Consider the following 21,965-nt stretch of genomic DNA (forward strand, 5'->3'; position numbering starts at 1 on the left):
CGTTCCCATACCGAACACGGAAGTTAAGCTTCTCAGCGCCGATGGTAGTTAGGGGCTGTCCCCTTGTGAGAGTAGGACGTTGCCGGGCGAAAGATATACATAACTTTATATATTATTCCGCAGTAGCTCAGTGGTAGAGCATTCGGCTGTTAACCGAACGGTCGTAGGTTCGAATCCTACCTGCGGAGCCATATGGAGAGCTGTCCGAGTGGCCGAAGGAGCACGATTGGAAATCGTGTAGGCGGTTTATAGCTGTCTCAAGGGTTCAAATCCCTTGCTCTCCGCCATTTAACCTTTCTAATAATTGAAATTAATAAAATGGCCCCTTGGTCAAGCGGTTAAGACACCGCCCTTTCACGGCGGTAACACGGGTTCGAATCCCGTAGGGGTCACCATTTTGGAGGATTAGCTCAGCTGGGAGAGCATCTGCCTTACAAGCAGAGGGTCGGCGGTTCGATCCCGTCATCCTCCACCATTTATCGTTTGCATGGAGTATAGAAAAAACTCCATAAATAACATTGTCGCGGGGTGGAGCAGTCCGGTAGCTCGTCGGGCTCATAACCCGAAGGTCGCAGGTTCAAATCCTGCCCCCGCAATCTGGGTCCGGTAGTTCAGTTGGTTAGAATGCCTGCCTGTCACGCAGGAGGTCGCGGGTTCGAGTCCCGTCCGGACCGCCATTTTACATAATTATAGAACAAGTTAGAAACAATAATTGTTTAAGAATTGGCTCAGTAGCTCAGTCGGTAGAGGATTTTAAAAATCACAGCTTCGAAGTGATACTTCTAAGAATAGTGAATTTTGAAATCTGCAACAAAGGCCAAAGGGCTTTGCCGCACAGTTTTAAGCAGCAACTAGATTTAGGAACGTAAATATTATTTGGCTCAGTAGCTCAGTCGGTAGAGCAAAGGACTGAAAATCCTTGTGTCGGCGGTTCGATTCCGTCCTGAGCCACCATTTATGCCGGGGTAGCTCAATTGGTAGAGCAACTGACTTGTAATCAGTAGGTTGGGGGTTCAAGTCCTCTCGCCGGCATTTATTTTTGGAGGGGTAGCGAAGTGGCTAAACGCGGCGGACTGTAAATCCGCTCCTTCGGGTTCGGCAGTTCGAATCTGCCCCCCTCCACCATGCATAGGGGTATAGTTTAATGGTAAAACGAAGGTCTCCAAAACCTTTGATGTGGGTTCAATTCCTACTACCCCTGTCAGTTCATGGCGATTGTGGCGAAGTGGTTAACGCACCTGATTGTGGTTCAGGCATTCGTGGGTTCGATTCCCATCAGTCGCCCCATTTTTATTAATTTTTTATGAACATTTTATAAGAGGTTTTCATAAAGTATATAAATGGGCTATAGCCAAGTGGTAAGGCAACGGATTTTGATTCCGTCATTCGCAGGTTCGAACCCTGCTAGCCCAGCCATATGCGGAAGTAGTTCAGTGGTAGAACATCACCTTGCCAAGGTGGGGGTCGCGGGTTCGAATCCCGTCTTCCGCTCCATTTATATTATCGGCGGCATAGCCAAGTGGTAAGGCAGAGGTCTGCAAAACCTTCACCACCGGTTCAAATCCGGTTGCCGCCTCCATAATATTTTTAACAATCCCTTAGCCGGGGTGGCGGAACTGGCAGACGCACAGGACTTAAAATCCTGCGGTAGGTGACTACCGTACCGGTTCGATTCCGGTCCTCGGCACCATAATTTAATAATTGAATATGCCGGTGTGGCGGAATTGGCAGACGCGCACGACTCAAAATCGTGTTCCTCTGGAGTGCCGGTTCGACCCCGGCCACCGGTATCATTATTAAATAAGCACTCAGATGAGTGTGGGTGTAGTTTAGTGGTAAAACCTCAGCCACGAGCGAAACATCCATGAGATAACATCGAGTTGCCTCGACACATTAGCTTCCTTGAATAAGCTAGAAGAGGAAGAGGCATGTTTTGCAGGCGGTAACAAAATGAAAGATTTCTTTAATAAATAGTTGCGGGTGTAGTTTAGTGGTAAAACCTCAGCCTTCCAAGCTGATGATGAGGGTTCGATTCCCTTCACCCGCTCTAACATACATTACGTTAACACCAATTTGTTTAAAACAAATTGGTGTTTTTTGGACGATTTGACATTCATCATAGTTCTATAATAAATAGCTGTTGACAGATCCTCTTTTTTTGTTTAAAATCCATATGAGGTTGATAATCATTATCAATTAATATTTTTCAACTAGTAACAACTTCTGAAAATGCTATAGAGAAGGAGGGGCATCATGTCGAGATTATTTACAGAAAATTTAAGAATTGCTTATGGTGATCATGAAATTGTAAAAGATCTGAATATGTTTATTCCAGACGGGAAAATCACTGCAATTATAGGACCGAATGGATGCGGCAAGTCAACTGTTCTTAAAACTGTAGCACGAATTATTCAAGCAAAGTCTGGGTCGGTTTATCTTGACGGGAAACAAATCAGTAAAGAATCAACTAAAGGCATAGCTCAAAAAATGGCTATCCTGCCTCAATCTCCAGACGCACCAGAAGGCCTTACCGTAGCAGAACTTGTTTCGTATGGAAGGTTTCCATATCAAAAAGGGATGGGAAGGTTAAGCGAGAAGGATCGCAAGGTGATAGATTGGGCACTAAATGTAACAGGAACCTCTGCTTTTAAAGATCGGGAAGTCGATGCACTTTCAGGTGGACAAAGGCAAAGGGTATGGATAGCAATGGCATTAGCACAGGAGACTGAGATTATTCTTTTAGATGAGCCAACTACATATCTCGATTTATGTCATCAGCTTGAAGTTCTTGAACTTTTAAAAGAGTTAAATCAATTAGAAAATAGAACCATTGTTATGGTTATCCATGACTTGAATCATGCTGCACGATTTGCAGATCACCTGATTGCTATGAGAGAGGGAACCATCAAGAAAAACGGCAGTGCAAAAGAAGTAATGACAAGAAAAGTATTGCGGGAAGTATTTAATATTGATGCAGAAGTTGGACTGGACCCAAGAACGAAAAAGCCTATATGTTTGACTTATGATTTAATCGAAACAAACGCTTTGGCTCAAGAACAAATTAGTTGAGCCTAAGCTTTATTTTTTACATATTACTGAGAATGATTATTAATATCGATAGATATTTGGAGATGAAAAAATGAAAAAGCCATTATTTTTTATATTGATTATATTAGTAGGGTTATTAGCTGCCTGTGGAAATAATGAATCAAACACCTCTGAACAGAAAGATGCGGAGTCTGATACAAGAATGTATGAATCTGAAGAAGGTGAAATTGAATTGCCTGCTGAACCAAAAAAGGTTGCAGTGATTGCTTCATCCTATGCCGGGAACGTATTATCTCTTGGCATTACGCCAATTGCAGTTGATGAGTGGGCACTTGGAAACAAATTCTTTGAAGGCAAGCTGGATGATGCAGAAGTTGTAACACAAGATTCCTATGAAAAATTACTAGAATTAGAACCGGATTTAATTATTACCTTTTCGACGGATAAAAATCTGGAAAAATATAAAGAAATTGCACCGACTGTAGCATTAACTTATGAGAAATACAGCTATCTAGACGCGCATATTGAAATCGGGAAGATATTAAATAAGGAAGATGAAGCAAAAGCTTGGGTAGATGAATGGAATAAAAAGACTGAAGCTGAAAGTAAAAAAGTGAAGGACGCTATTGGTGAAGAGGCAACAATTATGGTCTTTGAAACATTCGGTAAAGACATGTATGTTTACGGCGATAATTGGGGTAGAGGAACGGAAGTCATTTATCAAGCACTTGGATTAAAAGCCCCAGAAAGCGTTGAGAATGAAGTATTTGGCCCTGGATATTTAGCAATTTCCTCTGAAGTAATTCCTAAATACGCCGGAGATTATATTTTCCTAGGTGATGGTAAGGGTGGAGATAATTCATTTACAGAAACTGATGTATGGAAAGGTATTCCAGCTGTTAAAGAAGGTCGTGTGATTAATTTTGATTCTGCTTCATTTTATTTTAACGATCCGATTTCTTTAGCGAAAGAATTGGAATTTATCGTTGATAATTTAACGAAAGCAAAATAATTATTTAAGGAAGTAGTCAATGAAACCTATAAACCCAGGACAGAAAAAGGAAACAGACGTTTACTCCAGACCAGTAATAGGCACGACTATATTAACAATCAGCATTTTGCTTCTCGCACTAAGCTTAGTGCTTGCTATATCAGTAGGCGCTGCAAATATTGCTTTTTTCGATGTATGGAAAGCCGTATTTTCCTACGATGGTTCAAGAGAAACGGACCAAATTATCATGAGTCTTAGGTTGCCTAGAGAGCTTGGAGCGGCTATTGTAGGTGCGGCATTTGCAGTGAGCGGCGCCATCATGCAGGGCATGACCAGGAACCCGCTGGCAGATCCAGGTCTATTGGGGTTAAATGCTGGTGCCAGCTTAGGGTTGGCGATTGCGTTCTCTTATTTTTCAAACTCGAGTTATTTTACTTTAATGCTATTCTCTTTCCTTGGGGCAGGAATTGGTGCAGCACTTGTTTTTGGAATGAGTGCAATGAAGAGAGGTGGTATGACTCCTCTGCGCATTACACTTGCGGGAGCAGCCGTATCTGCACTTCTCTCTTCTCTAGGGGAAGGATTGGCGCTTATCAATAAACTATCTCAAAGTATTGCCTTCTGGACAGCTGGTGGTGTCTCAGGCACAACTTGGGGGCAGCTGAAATTAGTAGCCCCAACAGTCTTTATCGGTATTCTAATCGCAATTATTCTATCGAGAGGATTAACGATTTTAAGTTTTGGTGAAGAAGTTGCGAAAGGATTGGGACAGAAAACATTTATAACAAAAGCAGTATTAATGTTTATCGTTTTAGTGTTAGCTGGTGCAGCTGTTTCCATTGCAGGAGCCATTGCGTTTGTCGGTTTATTCATACCTCATATTGTAAGATTTCTTGTAGGGACTGATTATCGCTGGGTGATTCCTTGCTCAGCTGTTATTGGTAGTGTGTTTTTGGTTTTAGCGGATACAGCAGCGAGAATGATTAATCCTCCTTTTGAAACACCGGTTGGCGCAATTGTTGCCATTTTAGGAGTCCCTTTCTTCCTTTATCTTGCAAGGAAAGGAAGGGCGATACAATGATTAATTCCAAAAAGTTAAGAAAAGCACAAATGACGATTGTTATTGCAGCGATTGCTCTTATTTTAGTATTTGTAATTAGCGTTTCTACAGGATTCGCTTCATTATCTCCAATGCGCTTATGGTACACGCTATTTGGTCAAGGGACGCCTAGAGAAGAACTAATCCTTTTCACTTTCAGACTGCCAAGAATATTAGTAACCATTTTAGCAGGTATGGGTCTGGCTATTTCTGGTGCTATTTTGCAAAGTATTACTAGAAACCCGCTTGCTGACCCTGGTATTCTCGGGATTAATGCGGGAGCAGGGTTGGCCGTTGTCTTTTTTGTGATGATATTTGGCGGAGGTTCAGGTAGTTCTATTTACTTTCTCCCGATCTTTGCTCTTGGTGGAGGTATGCTCACAGCTATTATTATATATGTCCTTTCCTATAAAAAGGGAGAAGGAATTGATCCAGGGAAGATGCTCTTAGTCGGTGTTGGTTTATCAGCAGCTATCTCCGGAGCTATCTTAACACTGGCATCAAAGATTGCTCGTGAAGACTATGACTTTTTTGCTAACTGGATGGCAGGAAGAATATGGGGAGATGATTGGGTTTTTGTTATGGCGCTTCTCCCTTGGCTAATCATTCTACTTCCAACTATTATTCGAAAGTCAAATATTTTAAATACAATGAGCTTGAATGAAAATCTATCTATTGGACTTGGCGTGAAAGTGGAGAAAGAACGGTATATATTGTTGATGATTGCGGTTGCGCTCGCTGCAGCGTCTGTATCCGTAAGCGGAGGAATAGCTTTTGTCGGCCTGATGGCACCTCATATTGCAAGGAGTCTGGTCGGGCCAAGACATCAGCTCTTCCTTCCAGTGGCTGCCATGACGGGCGCTATATTATTATTAACTGCAGATACCATTGGTAGAGTAATTCTCGACCCAAGTGGTATACCGGCAGGAATTATCGTTTCTATTATTGGTGCTCCTTATTTCATGTATCTAATGTCAAAGAATAAATAGAAATAAGAGGGTGCCAATCAGCACCCTCTTATTTCTATTTCAGCTGTTCCACCATGGACCTGCAGAAACATAGTTTTTAAGGACTCAATCATTTCCTGTGCCTCGCTAGGTGCAATTGAATGTCTTAGGAAAACAACTTGTACAGCATTAGAGGTATCTTCACTGACTGAAGATCTTGCCGAATCAACAAAGGGGCTGCCAAAAGGACCTTGTTCATCGGATAGAAGAATCAAGTTATGTAATGAGTTACTTCTTCCATTTATTCCGTAGTATTCTTCGTTTTCTTCCCCAAGCCGTAATACAATATCGCCAACAATCTTATTAGAGTCATAAATACCGAGCGGGATTTGGTATTTTAAAGAAAAAAAGTTGTTTATATCAGTTGAGCTGTTTACACTCTGGAGAAAGTTTTGTTTTTTAACTCTTCTGTATAACGCTTCAGCAGAATGGCGGTAGCGATTTGGATCTTTTCCTGCCTTTTTAAAAATTTGTCTCCACTCTTTAATTCCGTCTAAATCAGTTACGTTTTTTTCTTCTAAATCAAAAAAAAGAGATTCCTGAAAAAGCTGAAGCCTGCCTTTTATCATTTGTGGTGAGCTTTCTACTACTATATCCCGATAACGAATGATTCCAACTTTCATTTGAGGGAATAATGCACATAGCTTCGGTGAAATACTTATTTCCAACCTTTCCACCTCCCAATTATATATAAAATAGTTTATCATAAAATGAGTGTTTCACTAAATGAAATGGAAATACCTATAATAAAATCTGAAAGTGCTTAAGCTCAGCGCTCCTCATATATTGAGGGCCATAGCCGCCTCTGCAATGAATAAGGAGGTCAAATCATGAATATAGCAGAGCTAAAAGAGGATTTAATCTCTTATAGTAAAACAATCGGCATTGATAAGATAGGATTTACAACAGCATCCACTTTCGATGGTTTAAGGAATCGATTAGTCAAACAGCAAGAACTGAACTATCAATCGGGTTTCGAAGAGCCGGACATTGAGAAAAGGGTAAACCCCTCCTTGCTGTTGGATCGTCCTCAATCAATTATCTCTATTGCTCTCGCATATCCTACGAAAATGAGTAAAAGAGTGACAAGTAAAAAAGGAGAACGGAGGGGAATCTTTTGCCGCGCTTCTTGGGGGGAAGATTATCACTACGTATTAAAGGATAGATTAAATAAGCTTGAAGCATATTTACAAGAAAAGGTACCGGACGTTCAGCTTAAATCAATGGTTGATACTGGAGAACTATCAGATCGGGCTGTTGCGGAACGTGCAGGTATTGGATGGAGCGGGAAAAATTGTTCGATAATCACTCCGGAATTTGGTTCATATGTCTATTTGGGTGAAACCATTACAAATATTCCTTTTGAGACTGATGAGCCTATGGAAGATCGATGTGGTTCATGTAATAAATGCATTGATGCATGTCCAACAGGTGCATTGGTTCAAGGCGGACAACTTGATGCGAAGCGCTGCATTGCTTTTTTAACCCAAACAAAAGGGTTTTTAGCAGAAGAATTCCGCGTTGAACTCGGCAACCGGATTTATGGCTGTGATACTTGCCAAACCGTCTGTCCTGAAAATAAAGGCAAAGATTTTCATTTTCATAAGGAAATGGAGCCTGAGCCTGAAGTGGTAAAACCGCTCTTAAAACCGATTCTTCACTTAAGCAATCGCGAATTCAAGGATAAGTTTGGTTCACTGTCAGGCTCATGGAGGGGAAAAAAGCCGATTCAACGTAATGCAATTATTGCTCTGGCCCATTTTAAAGATGAAACGGCTATAGAGGATTTAACGATTTTGTTAACATCTGATCCTAGACCTGTCATTCGCGGAACTGCCGCATGGTCTCTTGGTAAAATTGGTGGCGACGGTGCAAAGACAGCACTTCAGCATGCAATAGATATGGAGCAAGACGAAGAAGTGAGGGTCGAAATAACCAAAGGGTTACAATTGATTGAAGAATGAGGGGGAATTCCCCTCATTTTTTTATATTGAAAACACACTGCTTCTCATATGAATGAATATGGAAGGAGTGACGAAAATGAGAGCTCAGCTTCAAGAACAGTTGGAAAAGAGAGTGAAACAATGTGTTCAAGAATCACTGGAATTGGGTCAGACCTGTCCAAAAATTGAAAGAAAAAAAGAGAGTATGATGAAAAGAAAGGCAGAGATTGTAAAAGCCAAGGCAACAGGAAGGCTGAAGGAATTTGGTGGGAAAGTAAACGAAATTACTACTGTTAATTATGAAGCCCATTTTCAATATCTCGTTAAGCATAAAGGTGCGTTCTTTATAGAGGAAGAAGTGGAGGAGAGGGTGGCGGAGTTTTATAAAGATGTGCTTGTAGAGGATACTGAAAAAAATCCATATGTATCAGTGGACGAATCAAATTTCATTCTGCTGGAGGATGAAGTAGATGAAAGGGATTATAAACATTTTAAGTACGACAGGCTGAAGGCTGTTCAGTATGCAGAGAATTGGTGGAATAGCCACAATCCTGCATTTAAATCCTTTGAGGTAAACTGTACAAATTATATTTCACAATGCTTGCATGCCGGCGGAGGCCAGATGAGAGGGTATCCTAATCGAGGAAAGGGTTGGTGGATGAGAGACAATAATTGGAGTTATAGCTGGTCAGTTGCCCATTCAATGCGCATGTATTTATCTGGATCTACAATAGGTATTAGGGCAAAAGAGGTCTCTAGTCCTGATGATCTTTTACATGGAGATGTAATTTGCTATGATTTTCAAGGGGATGGCAGGTATGATCATACAACGATTGTCACAGGTCATGACGCGGATGGAATGCCACTGGTAAATGCCAATACATCGAACAGCAGAAAAAGGTATTGGGCTTATGAAGATTCCACTGCTTACACACCTAACATAAAGTACAAGTTTTTCACAATATTTGACGAGGCTAAAGTAAAGTAAGCTTCTCTTTATATGAGAAAGTCCGAGTGATATAATATGCTTTAGAGTATAAAATAGAGGTGAAACAAGTGTCAGTGCATGTAGTTCTTTATCAGCCAGAGATTCCAAGTAATACAGGAAATATCGCACGTTCCTGTGCAGCAACAGATACCACTTTACATTTAATTCGACCACTCGGATTTTCAACCGACGATAAAATGTTGAAAAGAGCAGGTTTAGATTATTGGCAATATGTAAATATCACTTATTATGATTCCATTGAAGAATTTTTCGAGAAAAACGCTGGTGGAGAATTTTTCTTTTTAACGAAATTCGGTACGAAACCACATTCTGATTTTAATTATAGTGATAAAGAAAAAGACTATTATTTTATTTTTGGTAAAGAAACAACAGGATTGCCAAAAGATATTATTGAAAGCAACAAGGATCGGGCGCTGCGAATTCCAATGAATGATAATGTCCGTTCATTAAACCTATCTAATACAGCTGCCATCTTGATATATGAAGCCCTTAGGCAGCAGGATTATCGCAATTTAAAATAAATGGGTCGAGCTTTTTTGTCCTTGTGTTAGTGAGGGAATCACACTAGTAAAACTTGGCGTTCGCCAAGTCCTATTGCGAATGCTATAGTTTTACTTATGCGATAGTTTAACTTGAATCCACAATTTTTAAGGGATATTCACATGAGTACTTTAACTAAGTTAAACTTTCTTATCAGCTAAGAAAGGTCTGAATGATTTCAGACCTTTTCTCAATCGAATTTTCTATAAGAAGATAATCGATATCCATAGCTTATACAAGTATCGATACGTTTTCTAACTACATATATAAAGGGGAGTTTCTCATGAATGAAACGATACAATTAATAAAGAATCATCGCTCTGTTCGTCAATTTGAGGACAAGCCGTTAACGAAGGAACAAATTGAGGCGATTGTGACTTCTGGTCAAGCTGCATCGACATCCAGCTTTATCCAAGCCTATTCTATTATCGGAGTAACCGATCAGGACAAAAAGAAGAAGCTTGCTAAGCTAGCTGGCGATCAATCATTCGTTGAGAATAATGGTCATTTCTTGGTTTTCTGTGCAGATTTGCATCGTCATCAGGTGATTGGCAAGATGGAGAAGCAAGAGAAAGAACTGAATGAATCCATTGAGAGTACCGAGAAATTCATGGTGGGCTTAATAGATGCTGCACTTGCAGCTCAAAATGCAGTTATTGCTGCAGAATCAATGGGTCTCGGCATATGCTATGTAGGAGGGATTAGAAATAATCTCGAAGGCGTGAGTAAGGTGCTTAATACTCCTTCTCATGTCATCCCTTTATTTGGCCTTGCGGTTGGGTATCCAGCCAAGCAAAATTCACAAAAGCCGCGTTTGCCATTTCAACATATTTATCATGAAAATGAATATGAGCAGAATGGCGACCAATATTTATCGGAGCTTGAAGAGTATAATGACACCATTTCAAAGTACTATGAAGAACGTACTGCTGGAAGAAGAAAAGATACTTGGACAGAGCAAATGGGAAATATGTTGAATAAGAAAAAGAGAATGTATATGAAAGATTTTGTTCAGAGCAAAGGATTAAATAAGTCATAAGAAAAAACTGCTGATCTATTCAGCAGTTTTTTCTTTTTCGTCCTATGATCAAATTATTTTATATTTTTGCCCGGCTTGTCATCATAGCCTGCTGTGAAGATGGCAGCTAAAAATGCAACCATAACACCTAAAATAAGAATTGTACCCATTATGTATGGCCTCCTTCTTCCTATTAATTACAAAAAACAAAACATATATATTTATTATATCCCAATAAATCTAAATAGTGAATGCAAATGATGGATATTCTTTCAAACATAAGCATACGATTCTTTATGGGAGCGAACCTTTTCATTCAGGAAAAAAGAGTTTGTTCGCATGAAACTATTTTAAGATGACGAATGTTTGCTTGTCCGCTGGCATAGATTAAATTAATCGTCTCTGATAATGTGACAGGGGGAGGTCCATATGGATATTCTGAAAAAAATTGAGATGTATAGACATGAAGAGGAAAAGCTGAAATGGGAAGGGACTTTTAGAGAGTACTTAGAAATTATTAAAGAAAAGCCATGGGTTGCCCAGTCCGCACATTCCAGAGTGTATAACATGCTTAAGGACTCTGGAATTGAAGATGTGAAGGGGCAAAAAAGATACAAGTTTTTCAGCAATCAGTTATTTGGACTGGAAGAATCGTTGGAAAGACTAGTCGAGGAATATTTTCACCCAGCAGCTAAAAGGCTTGATGTCAGGAAAAGAATTTTGTTATTAATGGGCCCTGTTAGCGGTGGTAAATCAACACTCGTTACCATGTTGAAGCGAGGATTAGAAGCCTATTCGCTTTCTGATAAAGGAGCGGTTTTTGCAATAAAAGGCTGCCCTATGCACGAAGATCCTTTACACTTAATACCGCACAATTTGCGAAAAGACTTCCTTGATGAGTATGGAATAAGAATTGAAGGAAACCTATCTCCTTTAAATATGATGAGATTAGAAGAAGAGTATGGCGGGAAAATTGAAGATGTCATTATCGAAAGAGTCATGTTTTCTGAAGACCGCAGGGTAGGTATTGGAACATTCAGTCCGTCTGATCCGAAATCCCAGGATATCGCAGACTTAACAGGAAGCATCGACTTTTCAACAATAGCAGAATACGGGTCGGAATCTGATCCTAGAGCTTATCGATTTGATGGTGAATTAAACAAAGCGAATAGAGGCATGATGGAGTTTCAAGAAATGCTCAAATGTGATGAAAAGTTCCTTTGGCATCTGCTCTCTCTAACACAAGAGGGCAATTTTAAAGCAGGGCGATTTGCGTTAATATCAGCGGACGAATTGATTGTTGCCCACACCAATGAAACGGAGTACCGCTCGTTTATTTCCAATAAGAAAAACGAAGCACTTCATTCAAGGATTATCGTGATGCCTATTCCGTATAATTTAAAAGTAACGGATGAAGAAAAAATATATGAGAAAATGATACAGGAAAGTGATGTCTCAAATGTTCATATCGCGCCGCATACATTGAAGGTAGCTGCGATGTTCACGATTTTAACTAGGATGAAAGATCCGAAAAAGGGCGACATTGATCTAGTGAAGAAAATGCGTCTTTATGATGGAAAAACCGTTGAAGGATTCAATCAGGCAGATGTTGAAGAAATGAAAAAGGAACATGCGGATGAAGGGATGAGCGGGATTGATCCGCGTTACGTAATTAATCGGATATCATCCACCATTATTAGAAAAGAAATATATTCTATTAATGCCCTTGATGTTCTTCGGTCATTAAAGGAAGGCTTGGATCAGCATCCATCCATTACTCCGGAATTGAAAGAAAGATATTTGAACTTCATTTCACTTGCACGCAAAGAATATGATGAAATTGCCAAGAAAGAGGTACAAAAGGCATTTGTTTATTCATATGAGGAATCTGCGAAGACATTGATGGAAAATTATCTAGATAATGTGGAGGCTTATTGTAATAAAGCCAAGCTCCGGGACCCTTTAACAGGAGAAGAAATTAATCCTGATGAAAAATTAATGCGTTCAATCGAAGAACAAATTGGCATCTCGGAAAATGCGAAAAAGGCTTTCAGAGAAGAAATATTAATTCGGATTTCTGCTTATGCTAGAAAAGGAAAACGATTTGATTACAACTCACATGATCGTCTGCGTGAGGCGATTCAGAAAAAACTATTTGCCGATTTAAAAGATGTAGTGAAAATCACAACATCCTCAAAAACTCCGGATGAACAGCAGCTGAAGAAAGTCAATGAGGTAGTCGCACGCTTAATTGATGAGCATGGCTATAATTCTACATCAGCTAATGATCTGCTGCGCTATGTGGGCAGCTTGCTGAATAGGTAAAATAGGCAACAGACTGATGTGATTTAAGTCAGTCTGTTTTGCTTCCATCAAGCTGAATTCACTTCCATTTTTATAAACCGACAAGTTTTAAATGAAAGGGATGTGGGTAAGTAAATAGTAGAGGTGAACCATTTATGAAAAACACTGATATGAATGAGAAGCCAAAGAATAGTTCAATGGCAAGCACTGAAGAAGAAATGAAGAATCTAGGAAGAGAAATGGAACAAATGAAAACAAAAGAAGAATTAGCTGAAAAAAGTAAAACATCTGATCCAAAGCAGGAAGAGAACCCGAGTTAGCTTATTTTCGGGTTCTTTTCTTATTTTAAATCAGAGACATAAAAAAGGGCTTGTCCTTTCCTATAATCACCTATTTAATTGTCTAAATAATTTGTAAATTATTCTGAGTTGGCGCATAGGATAGAGTAATCAACTCTTTTTACTCTTTAAGAAGTATAAATTGGCATCGAGGAAGGGTATTGAAGGGGGAGCTTTAGTATAAGTGAAACTGCACCTCTCTTCCTCGCCTTTTAAGGGCTTGTTAATCGGAGAGTTTTGTTAATTTAATTTAAAATTCACATTTGACGGTATATTGTATGTTTGCCCATGATAATAGGTGCATGAATGATGAAAAAAGGAGGGCTTTGTAAATGACCGAGGATAATAACAACCATCAGTTTGTCGTTTCTCAAGAAGATTGGTCCCTCCATCGCAAAGGCCATGATGACCAGCAACGGCATCAGGACAAAGTACAGGATGCCATTCGTAATAATTTGCCTGATTTAATAACGGAAGAGAGTATTATCATGTCCAAAGGCCGCGATGTTGTCAAAATTCCAATTCGCTCATTGGATGAGTACAAAATACGCTATAACTATGATAAGAATAAACACGTGGGCCAAGGTGATGGAGAAAGCAAATTAGGTGATGTTGTTGCTAGAGATGGCTCAGGAGAAAAAGGACCTGGAAAAGGCCAAGGCGCAGGTGATCAAGCTGGTGAGGATTACTTTGAAGCTGAGGTTTCATTAATGGAACTCGAAGAAGCATTATTTAAACAGTTAGAACTTCCAAATTTAAAAAAGAAAGAACAGGAAGAAATTCTTGTCGAGAATATTGAATTTAATGATATTCGTAAAACAGGGTTAATGGGCAACATAGATAAGAAGAGAACAATGATATCTGCATATAAAAGGAATGCCATGAGTGGAAAGGCATCGTTCCATCCAATCTATCAAGAGGATTTGAAATTTAAAACATGGAATGAAATTGTGAAGCCTGAATCAAAAGCCGTCGTGTTAGCGATGATGGATACGAGTGGTTCAATGGGTATATGGGAAAAATATATGGCCAGGAGCTTTTTCTTCTGGATGACGCGCTTTTTAAGAACAAAATATGAAACAGTTGAAATAGAGTTTATTGCCCACCATACAGAAGCAAAGGTAGTAACTGAAGAGGACTTCTTCTCCAAAGGGGAAAGCGGAGGAACAATATGTTCTTCAGCTTACCGAAAAGCGCTTGAACTAGTGGATACAAAGTATAATCCAACAAGATACAATATTTATCCATTTCATTTCTCTGACGGCGATAACTTAACTTCCGATAATGCACGCTGTGTTAAGCTTGTTGAGGAGTTAATGAAGGTTTCAAGTATGTTTGGCTATGGGGAAGTGAATCAGTATAATCGCCACTCTACCCTCATGTCTGCTTATAAAAATATTAAAAATGACTTATTCCGATATTATATTTTAAAACAAAAGGCGGATGTTTTTAATGCTATGAAAAGCTTTTTTAAAGAAGAAGAACAAAAGCAAATGTATGCATAAAAAGAGGTTCCGAACGGGTCGGAACGAGGCTGAGAATCGAACAGGTCACAAAGAGACTAAGCATGGATGCTTAGTCTCTTTCGATGTGGATTCACAATTTCCTGCTTTTTATGATAAGTGTCGTTGGTAAGAATTGTGCTTTTTCGTAAGAATACCACCGATTGGAATGCCTTTCTATATCCAATTCTGATAAGCTGATATCTTCGACTATTTGATCAATAGCAAACCCATTTCTAATAAGCGCGTTTATGTAAGTACTTATTTTGTATTGCTGCATAAAGACTGGCTGGCTCCATGCTTCATGCTCATAGGATCCTTCATCATGGTAAGATTGATTAAAGATTAGTTCAGAATTCGTATGTTTTACACGATTATACAATGGGTGCTCCCAGCTGAAGATAAATGTCCCGCCTGGTTTAAGATAGGAATGAATATGACCAAGCGTTTGTTCGAGATTCGTCGTCCAGCCTAATGCATAGATGGAATAAACGATATCAAAGTAATTAATCGGCAGTCCTGGATTAATCTCCATTGGAGATTCGAATAACTGAACGGGTGGTGTGCAATTTTTTAGCAGCAATTTCGCTGCTTTCACCTGTGATTTTGATAGGTCTATCCCCCATAGCTCTGATGCATGATGTTGCTTCATATAAAAAAGGGAATGTCCACTTCCACAACCAATGTCTAAAACCTTTTTGTTCGAAACATCCCCGAATAACTGAAGCTCCTCCTCTGTAGGAGCAAGCGGTCCATACTCAGGAAGCGGATTTCTGCCGTAAAAACGTTCAGCTGCTTTATCCCATGCTTCTTTATTTATACTAAGTAATTTTGTATTCATTTTATCAATCCCCCTCATCTATTATTAATATTCTGCTAGTCTGAAATGAATCCTGCTTAATGAAGTGCGGTATTTAAATTGTCTCAACTAGCTACTTTCTTTTGGATATGTAAAAATTTTTGAAGGAGATTCTATATGAAAATAGAAGAAAACGTAGAGAGAGTTTTTGACTGAAGGGAGCTTTTTAAATGCAAGGAGTTACAGAATTAGGAAATGATATATATTTGATAGATTTAATGGATATGGGTATACAGGAACGAACAGGTGCTTATGTGATTAAAGCGGATGAGCTTACGATCGTAGAAACGAGCGCGAGTCCATCCATTCCTCATTTACTTGCTGGATTGAAGGAGCTAGGTCTTGATCCAGCTGATGTGAAGCATCTCATTGTTACCCATGTTCACTTAGATCATGCAGGCGGGGCTGGTTTGTTTCTTGAGCATTGTCCAGAAGCAACCGTTTATGTTCATCCGAGAGGCAAGCGTCATCTGGCAGATCCGTCCAAATTGATAATGGGTGCGAGGGCTGTGTATGGAGAAAAATTCGATCAGCTATTTGATCCTATCTTGCCCATTCCGGATGTGCGATTAGTTGAAATGGAGGAAGACCGCACATTAAAGATTGGTGACCGCATTCTAACCTTTATGGATACGCCAGGTCATGCGAAGCATCATTTTTCAATCCATGACTCCGGCAGCAATGGTGTTTTCACTGGTGATACCATTGGGGTATTATACCCGCAGCTGGCAAGAGAAGGGGTTGAATTATCTCTTCCGTCCACATCGCCAAATCAATTCAGTCCTGAAGATATGCTGGCATCTGCAACAAAGATTGAAAGCTTAAATCCGGAAAGAATATATTTTGGCCATTACGGTATGAGTGCCAGTCCTGTCCAAGTCTTTGCTCAGCTGAGATATTGGCTGCCGATTTTTATAGAGGAATCTGAGAGAGTTTGGAAGGCAAATCATGGTGTTGAAAGTGCGGAGATTGCCGAACAGATTAAATCTGCATTATTTGCAAAGGTACAGGCCTATTTGGAAACAAGAGGTGTAAAGCTGGATAATGAAGTCTATGAGATCATCCAATTAGATTTAAATGTCGGCTCAATGGGAATGATCGACAGGATGGAAAAACTAGCGAAACAATAAGGTGAAAAAAGAGTACTTCTTGCGGAAGCTAGAAGTACTTTTTTTGTCCAAATAAAGAGCATTTTGCTGTAGCTCCTTAGAATTGTATATGCAGGATTTCGTGAACAGCCTTCTTGAGCCGATCCATTTATTGTAAATCTATTTACTTAATACTATTTAGATTGTAATAATTCGATAAATTCTTATTTAATTAATGAACCAAATATCCTGTGATGAAAGACTTGGTTATTGGTGGATATATTACATTTTTTTAGATTAATAGACATTTAATAAGTCAAAAGACCCTATTTCAATATATTTGTAAAATTAAGAAAAAAATGAATATATGACATTTGCTTCATGTGTTTTAATAGTTTTCTTCTTATACTTAAACAAAAGTTCTTATAAGAGAATTTATTGATTCTTATTAAGAAAAATCCGGTTGAAAGTAAAAGTCCTCCTCAGTAATCTCTTCTATGTTTTATATGACCTTTTCCATTCAATCAATGAAAACGTTATCGCAAGTAATCCCATTCGTTTATTTCTTTTTTTCTTATCGAAGATAGAGGGCTAACCCTTTTATCCTATAAAACAAATCACTAGGGGGGCAATGGATTGAAAAAAAGCAATTTGAGTAAAAGGTTAATCGTTTTAATAACCAGTTTGATTTTGGTTGCATCCATGTTATTCTCCGGTTTCGGCACATTTACGTATGCTGATACCGAGAAAGGCGAATTAATCCCGCAAGAGGAGTCTGTAGAAATCGTTACGATTGAGATTCCGAATGCTGAAGCCGCCGAGCTTTTATCAGAGCTTGAAATTGATTTTGACCATGGAATACATGAGCATGATGGGGTATGGGAAACCGAGGTGATTGTAACCCCGACAGAAATTGAACAATTGAAAAAGCATGGAATTAAAGTAAAAGAAACCGTAATGACAGAACAAGTTTGGGAAAAAAGAATCAATGAAATCAATAAAGCGGTTAAAAAGAATGAAAAGGCCGTTGCCCAAACAGAAAAGCTGCAAATTCTACGAGCGAACCATTACACTAATCAATCAGCAACTTTTCTCTATATTGAAGCTAAGTCAAATGCTGGTGCAGCAGCAAGTACTGCTTTAACTGCAACCTGGACCGTGAATGGAGAAGAGAAGACTGCTTCTCTATCAAGAAAGGTTGATTATGGAGAATATCTTTATCATTACTTAGAGCTGCCGGTTGAAGCTGTTCCGGCGACGATAAAAGTTACAAGTAATCAAGGTTCAGAGGCAACAAGTGATGTGACTGAATGGCTTGGTGGAGATCGTCCTGATCCAGGCGAACACTATGTAAAGGAATTCGTTGATCACTATATGAATCCTGTAGAAATCAACGAGAAAATGGATCAGCTAGCAGAAGAATTTCCAGATTTGGTAGAGATAATTGATATGCCTAATAAAACAAATGGATATAGACGCCATTCACAGGCGACAATCGGAAATTTTACGAATTCAGCAGTATCTATCACATCTAAAAGTTGGGGACATGAGGGCGGAAACGATATTAAAGTGGATTTTATTAATCTAGGAACAGAGAATGCCCCATTAGAGGTCATCATTGAAGATGAACAAATTAATGTGAAATTGGCTACAGATGGTTCTGGCAATATTACGAGCACGTCCAAGCAAGTAGTAACAGCTTTGAACCAAGAGGCAAGTGATTTAGTCAGTGCTACTACTTATAGAGGTAATAGCGGCGATGGTATTGCAGAAGTAAAGTCTGTCTCATTAACGGATGGCTTAAAAGCATCGGAGGATGTCTCGCGTGATCCTGAAACAGTGAGAGCCTTCCGTATAGGTAAAGATCGTGATGGCACAAAACCTGGAGTGCTTGGATATTCTCAAGAACATGCTCGCGAATGGGTAACACCACTCGTGACAATGGAAACAGCTGAGCGTCTTTTACGAAACTATGCACATGATGAAGAAACAAGAAAGCTTGTCGATAATCTTGATATTTTCCTCGTACCGAGCGTGAACCCTGATGGTGCGAAGTATAGTTTCTTTGATTACAATATGCAGCGCAGGAATATGACCAATTATTGTGCTCCTGAGCAGGCTTCAGATTTTGCAGCACGCAATAGCTGGGGTGTTGATTTAAACAGAAACCATGCAATTGGATCAGTATATGATGGATTTATTGGCGGATCAACCAGCTGTACAAGTGATACTTATGCTGGACCGGAAAAAAACTCTGAACCGGAAGCGAATAATATCGTCTGGTTAGCAGATAATTTTCCGAACATCGATTTTGCAATGAATATTCATAGCCATGGCGGCTACTTTATGTGGTCACCAGGTGCGTACGATAGAAACAGAACACCGCTCCCACGTCCGACTGCTGGAGAAGAAGCATTTTACTGGGGAGCTTCTGAACATATCTTAGCAAAAATACAGGATCATCGCGGTACGGTCATCCTTCCAGCCCGTACGGGACCAATCCCTGATGTGCTCTATTCTGCAGGAGGTAATTCAGCAGATTATCTCTGGTATGAAAAAGGAATTTATGCTTGGAATTTTGAAGTTGGTGCGCCTTTATGGCAAGGAAATAGATGGGTATCTGTTGGTTTCCAGCCGGCTTATGAAGAAGGCCATGAGGAAGCAATGGAGTTCTCCAATGGATTAATTGGTTTGCTGGAAGTTGCGTTACAACAAGCAGAAGATGATATTAACCCAGAGTCAGTAGCAGTACCTGGAAGTGGAAGATATCAAGAATCTGTGGAAGTAGCGATTGAAACAAGCGAGCCGGCAACTGTGTATTACACATTGGATGGCAGCAATCCAACCTTTGAATCAGATAAAATTCAACTAAAAGGCACACGTGAAGATGCAGAAGTCTTAACCATTGATAAAACAACGACCGTAAAATACTTCTCAGTTGATCCAGCTGGAAATGTTGAGAATGACTATGATCCAAGTAAAGGCAAAGGCTACAATTCTGCTACTTTTACAATCGGAGGAGATGAGAATAAAGCTCCTGGCGTTTCTGATTTAGAAGCATTAGTGGATCGGTTGAATCAGGAGGGAGAGATTTCAAATCCTGTCCTGCGTTCATTAAAACTGCATTTAACGGCAATTGCTCAATTTGAAAAACAAGAAAACCTTGAAAAGATAGCAAAGCATTTACAAAGTTTTATAGTCCTAGTCGATCAGCAGAAGAATAAAGGAATGATTACAGAGAAGGCAGCTAACTCTCTGAAAGCATATACTGAATATTTAATCGAGCGCTGGGATATAGCATTTGATTCAGAGAAAGTGATGGACCATGTAGAGCATTTAAGTGTTGGTATTGGTCCTCGAGTCACTGGAACAGCAGAAGAAAAGGAAGCAGCAGAATTTATTAAAACTGAGTTTAAAAGATTAGGTTATGAGGTTTCTACACAGGAATTTGATATTCGCAATGGATTAAAGTCTCAAAACGTAGTTGCTGTAAAGAAACCAAAAGGGATAGAGAACCCAGAAATTGTCTATGTAACGGGGCATTATGATAGTGTCAGAACTTCACCAGGTGCGAATGACAATGGAACAGGGACAGGCAGTATCCTTGAATTAGCAAGAATATTAAAAGATGTACCAGTCAATAAAGAAGTCAGGTTCGTTGCATTTGGAGCAGAGGAACAAGGATTATCCGGTTCTAGATATTATGTGAACCAGTTATCTGATGATGAAATCGCGAGAAGTGCAGCCAACTATAATCTGGATATGGTTGGGACCAATTATGATCCAGCTTCACAGCTGCATGTAACGACAGTCGATGGACAAGCTAATGAAGTATGGGAATCTATTGAGGCTGCTGCGGATCAATTAAATATTGATGAAGAGAATTATACCCTGCACCAGTTAGGCAGATCAGATCATGTACCGTTCCATGAAGCGGGCATTGATGCAGCACTCTTTATTTGGATGGAGCCTGGCACTCCTCCAGGTGCTGTCCGTATTGAACCATGGTACCATTCATCTCAAGATACGATTGAAAGAGTGAGTCCAGAAAGAATTCAAATGGTTGGTGATTTGATCCAGTCCGCAGTTCAAGAATTAATTACTCAGTCTAGTGAGAACTCAATGAAACAGACAACAGATAAAGCTGCTTAAAAATAGTGTTCCTGCTGTAGCAAAATCTAGTTGCAGCAGGAATAACTTTAAAAAATAAAAATGGAAATAGGGGGAAATAAAAATGGGTATCAAAAAACGTTTAGGTATGGGAGTTGCATCAGCTATGCTTGGTGCTGCGCTAGTTGGCGGAGGGACATATGCGTATTTCAGCGATACGGAGGTAACGGCAAATACTTTTGCTGCTGGTACATTAGATTTATCGATCAATCCAACTTCGATTATTAATGTGAATAATATCAAACCAGGGGATTCCTTTATTCGAGATTTTGAATTAGGTAATAACGGCTCACTTCCTATAGCGAAAGTATTACTAGATACTGATTATACGGTCACAGATGCCAAGGGCGATAATACTGAAGACTTCGGTGAGCATATTAGAGTAGATTTCTTATATAATGTCAATAAATTCGATGAAGTCATATATAGTACAACTCTAGCAGAATTAAAAAATATGAGTCCTGAAGTGGTAGATAAAAATATCTTCTATCCAATGTTTGGTGAAGAAGGCTTACCAGTCGGCTCTACAGATGATTTGATCGTAAAATTTGCATTTGTAGATAACGGTGAAGATCAAAATCAGTTCCAAGGTGATGCCTTAAACCTTACTTGGACATTTACAGCTCAACAGAAGCCTGGAGAACAAAGATAATTGAAGATTGATTTGAAAAGGTGATGATATTTCATCGCCTTTTTTTATTTGAATGGAGCTTATACTGCCCAAGCTTGTCCGAAAATCGAAGGGTTTAGGGAAGTAAAACAACTTGCAAATGCAAAATTAATTAGAGATATTAAATGTTCGGGTAAGGAGATGCATACCAAGAAAAAATGAAGGGCATATTTAATTCTTCTATCAAATCTACTAAGAATGGTTCGAGCTAAACTATCATTATTAATAAAGGGGCTGTCCCAAAAGGGTCATGAAAACGACACCTTTAGGTTCAGCTCCTTTTTCTATCTAATGCACGAAATGAAGTCCTGATTAAAGAGTTTTCATTTTTCCCTAAAAAAGTGCACAAAAAAATCGCCTTTTCGTTTAAAATGTAGTC

16 protein-coding genes, 17 tRNA genes and 1 rRNA gene are annotated in these 21,965 nt (G+C 39.4%); 32 read left to right on the forward strand and 2 right to left on the reverse strand.

Annotation, left to right across the window (positions count from 1 at the left end; translation table 11 throughout):
• The 22 genes from rrf to J2S17_RS27585 all read left to right on the forward strand — a co-directional run.
• Window positions 1-88, forward strand: a 5S ribosomal RNA gene (gene rrf / locus J2S17_RS27480); the annotation flags it as partial.
• Between the two features lie 28 nt (window positions 89-116).
• A tRNA-Asn gene (locus J2S17_RS27485) sits at window positions 117-191 on the forward strand.
• Between the two features lie 3 nt (window positions 192-194).
• Window positions 195-287, forward strand: a tRNA-Ser gene (locus J2S17_RS27490).
• Window positions 288-320: 33 nt separating this feature from the next.
• Window positions 321-395, forward strand: a tRNA-Glu gene (locus tag J2S17_RS27495).
• A gap of 4 nt (window positions 396-399) precedes the next feature.
• Window positions 400-475, forward strand: a tRNA-Val gene (locus J2S17_RS27500).
• Between the two features lie 47 nt (window positions 476-522).
• A tRNA-Met gene (locus J2S17_RS27505) sits at window positions 523-596 on the forward strand.
• A gap of 4 nt (window positions 597-600) precedes the next feature.
• Window positions 601-677: transfer RNA gene (locus J2S17_RS27510), tRNA-Asp, on the forward strand.
• A gap of 201 nt (window positions 678-878) precedes the next feature.
• Window positions 879-954, forward strand: a tRNA-Phe gene (locus J2S17_RS27515).
• Window positions 955-959: 5 nt separating this feature from the next.
• A tRNA-Thr gene (locus J2S17_RS27520) sits at window positions 960-1,032 on the forward strand.
• Between the two features lie 9 nt (window positions 1,033-1,041).
• Window positions 1,042-1,125: transfer RNA gene (locus J2S17_RS27525), tRNA-Tyr, on the forward strand.
• Window positions 1,126-1,130: 5 nt separating this feature from the next.
• Window positions 1,131-1,201: transfer RNA gene (locus J2S17_RS27530), tRNA-Trp, on the forward strand.
• 10 nt (window positions 1,202-1,211) lie between these two features.
• Window positions 1,212-1,287, forward strand: a tRNA-His gene (locus J2S17_RS27535).
• 54 nt (window positions 1,288-1,341) lie between these two features.
• Window positions 1,342-1,416, forward strand: a tRNA-Gln gene (locus J2S17_RS27540).
• Window positions 1,417-1,419: 3 nt separating this feature from the next.
• Window positions 1,420-1,494: transfer RNA gene (locus J2S17_RS27545), tRNA-Gly, on the forward strand.
• Between the two features lie 11 nt (window positions 1,495-1,505).
• Window positions 1,506-1,579 (forward strand) — tRNA-Cys (locus J2S17_RS27550).
• A gap of 22 nt (window positions 1,580-1,601) precedes the next feature.
• Window positions 1,602-1,690 (forward strand) — tRNA-Leu (locus J2S17_RS27555).
• Between the two features lie 19 nt (window positions 1,691-1,709).
• Window positions 1,710-1,790, forward strand: a tRNA-Leu gene (locus J2S17_RS27560).
• A 186-nt stretch (window positions 1,791-1,976) separates the two neighbouring features.
• A tRNA-Gly gene (locus J2S17_RS27565) sits at window positions 1,977-2,047 on the forward strand.
• 206 nt (window positions 2,048-2,253) lie between these two features.
• Window positions 2,254-3,069 carry an ABC transporter ATP-binding protein gene (locus tag J2S17_RS27570; protein ID WP_307480308.1) on the forward strand — a complete coding sequence of 272 codons (816 nt, stop codon included), beginning with the start codon at window positions 2,254-2,256 and terminating at the stop codon, window positions 3,067-3,069.
• A gap of 70 nt (window positions 3,070-3,139) precedes the next feature.
• Complete coding sequence (locus J2S17_RS27575) at window positions 3,140-4,060, forward strand: iron-hydroxamate ABC transporter substrate-binding protein (protein ID WP_307480311.1); 921 nt, start codon at window positions 3,140-3,142, stop codon at window positions 4,058-4,060.
• Window positions 4,061-4,079: 19 nt separating this feature from the next.
• Entirely contained in the window at window positions 4,080-5,120 is a 1,041-nt protein-coding gene (locus J2S17_RS27580; protein WP_307480314.1) for a FecCD family ABC transporter permease, read from the forward strand.
• Window positions 5,117-6,127: a FecCD family ABC transporter permease gene (locus tag J2S17_RS27585; RefSeq protein ID WP_307480317.1), complete on the forward strand. Its 1,011-nt coding sequence runs from the start codon at window positions 5,117-5,119 to the stop codon at window positions 6,125-6,127. Before J2S17_RS27580 ends, J2S17_RS27585 begins: the two co-directional genes overlap by 4 nt.
• 17 nt (window positions 6,128-6,144) lie before the next feature.
• On the opposite strand, the gene J2S17_RS27590 is transcribed toward J2S17_RS27585, so the two are convergent.
• The gene (locus J2S17_RS27590) at window positions 6,145-6,813 is read right to left on the reverse strand and encodes a B3/B4 domain-containing protein (RefSeq protein ID WP_307480320.1); all 669 of its coding nucleotides are present in this window, start codon (window positions 6,811-6,813) and stop codon (window positions 6,145-6,147) included.
• 162 nt (window positions 6,814-6,975) lie between these two features.
• Here J2S17_RS27590 and queG point away from each other — a divergent pair, with 162 nt between their 5' ends.
• From queG to yhbH, 7 genes are all read left to right on the forward strand, one after another.
• The gene (gene queG / locus J2S17_RS27595; RefSeq protein WP_307480323.1) at window positions 6,976-8,109 is read left to right on the forward strand and encodes a tRNA epoxyqueuosine(34) reductase QueG; all 1,134 of its coding nucleotides are present in this window, start codon (window positions 6,976-6,978) and stop codon (window positions 8,107-8,109) included.
• A 76-nt stretch (window positions 8,110-8,185) separates the two neighbouring features.
• The gene (locus tag J2S17_RS27600; RefSeq protein WP_307480326.1) at window positions 8,186-9,076 is read left to right on the forward strand and encodes an amidase domain-containing protein; all 891 of its coding nucleotides are present in this window, start codon (window positions 8,186-8,188) and stop codon (window positions 9,074-9,076) included.
• A 68-nt stretch (window positions 9,077-9,144) separates the two neighbouring features.
• Window positions 9,145-9,618 (forward strand): tRNA (uridine(34)/cytosine(34)/5-carboxymethylaminomethyluridine(34)-2'-O)-methyltransferase TrmL, encoded by a 474-nt coding sequence (trmL, locus tag J2S17_RS27605; protein WP_307480330.1) that lies wholly within the window; start codon window positions 9,145-9,147, stop codon window positions 9,616-9,618.
• A gap of 302 nt (window positions 9,619-9,920) precedes the next feature.
• Window positions 9,921-10,676, forward strand: coding sequence for an oxygen-insensitive NADPH nitroreductase (nfsA, locus tag J2S17_RS27610; protein WP_307480332.1), 756 nt, complete (start codon window positions 9,921-9,923; stop codon window positions 10,674-10,676).
• Window positions 10,677-11,084: 408 nt separating this feature from the next.
• Entirely contained in the window at window positions 11,085-12,980 is a 1,896-nt protein-coding gene (locus J2S17_RS27615) for a PrkA family serine protein kinase (RefSeq protein WP_307480335.1), read from the forward strand.
• A gap of 134 nt (window positions 12,981-13,114) precedes the next feature.
• Window positions 13,115-13,279, forward strand: coding sequence for a hypothetical protein (locus J2S17_RS27620; RefSeq protein WP_307480337.1), 165 nt, complete (start codon window positions 13,115-13,117; stop codon window positions 13,277-13,279).
• A 350-nt stretch (window positions 13,280-13,629) separates the two neighbouring features.
• Entirely contained in the window at window positions 13,630-14,802 is a 1,173-nt protein-coding gene (gene yhbH, locus J2S17_RS27625) for a sporulation protein YhbH (RefSeq protein WP_307480340.1), read from the forward strand.
• Window positions 14,803-14,893: 91 nt separating this feature from the next.
• Here yhbH and J2S17_RS27630 read toward each other — a convergent pair whose 3' ends face one another.
• Window positions 14,894-15,640, reverse strand: coding sequence for a class I SAM-dependent methyltransferase (locus J2S17_RS27630; protein WP_307480343.1), 747 nt, complete (start codon window positions 15,638-15,640; stop codon window positions 14,894-14,896).
• 188 nt (window positions 15,641-15,828) lie between these two features.
• Here J2S17_RS27630 and J2S17_RS27635 point away from each other — a divergent pair, with 188 nt between their 5' ends.
• The 3 genes from J2S17_RS27635 to J2S17_RS27645 all read left to right on the forward strand — a co-directional run bounded on the left by J2S17_RS27635 (window position 15,829) and on the right by J2S17_RS27645 (window position 21,568).
• Window positions 15,829-16,788 (forward strand): MBL fold metallo-hydrolase, encoded by a 960-nt coding sequence (locus J2S17_RS27635; protein ID WP_307480345.1) that lies wholly within the window; start codon window positions 15,829-15,831, stop codon window positions 16,786-16,788.
• 594 nt (window positions 16,789-17,382) lie between these two features.
• The gene (locus tag J2S17_RS27640; RefSeq protein WP_307480348.1) at window positions 17,383-20,898 is read left to right on the forward strand and encodes a M28 family peptidase; all 3,516 of its coding nucleotides are present in this window, start codon (window positions 17,383-17,385) and stop codon (window positions 20,896-20,898) included.
• A gap of 82 nt (window positions 20,899-20,980) precedes the next feature.
• Complete coding sequence (locus tag J2S17_RS27645; RefSeq protein WP_307480350.1) at window positions 20,981-21,568, forward strand: CalY family protein; 588 nt, start codon at window positions 20,981-20,983, stop codon at window positions 21,566-21,568.
• Window positions 21,569-21,965: the final 397 nt, after the last annotated feature.

The sequence above is a fragment of the Cytobacillus purgationiresistens genome, assembly GCF_030813235.1.
Lineage (GTDB): Bacteria > Bacillota > Bacilli > Bacillales > Cytobacillaceae > Cytobacillus > Cytobacillus purgationiresistens.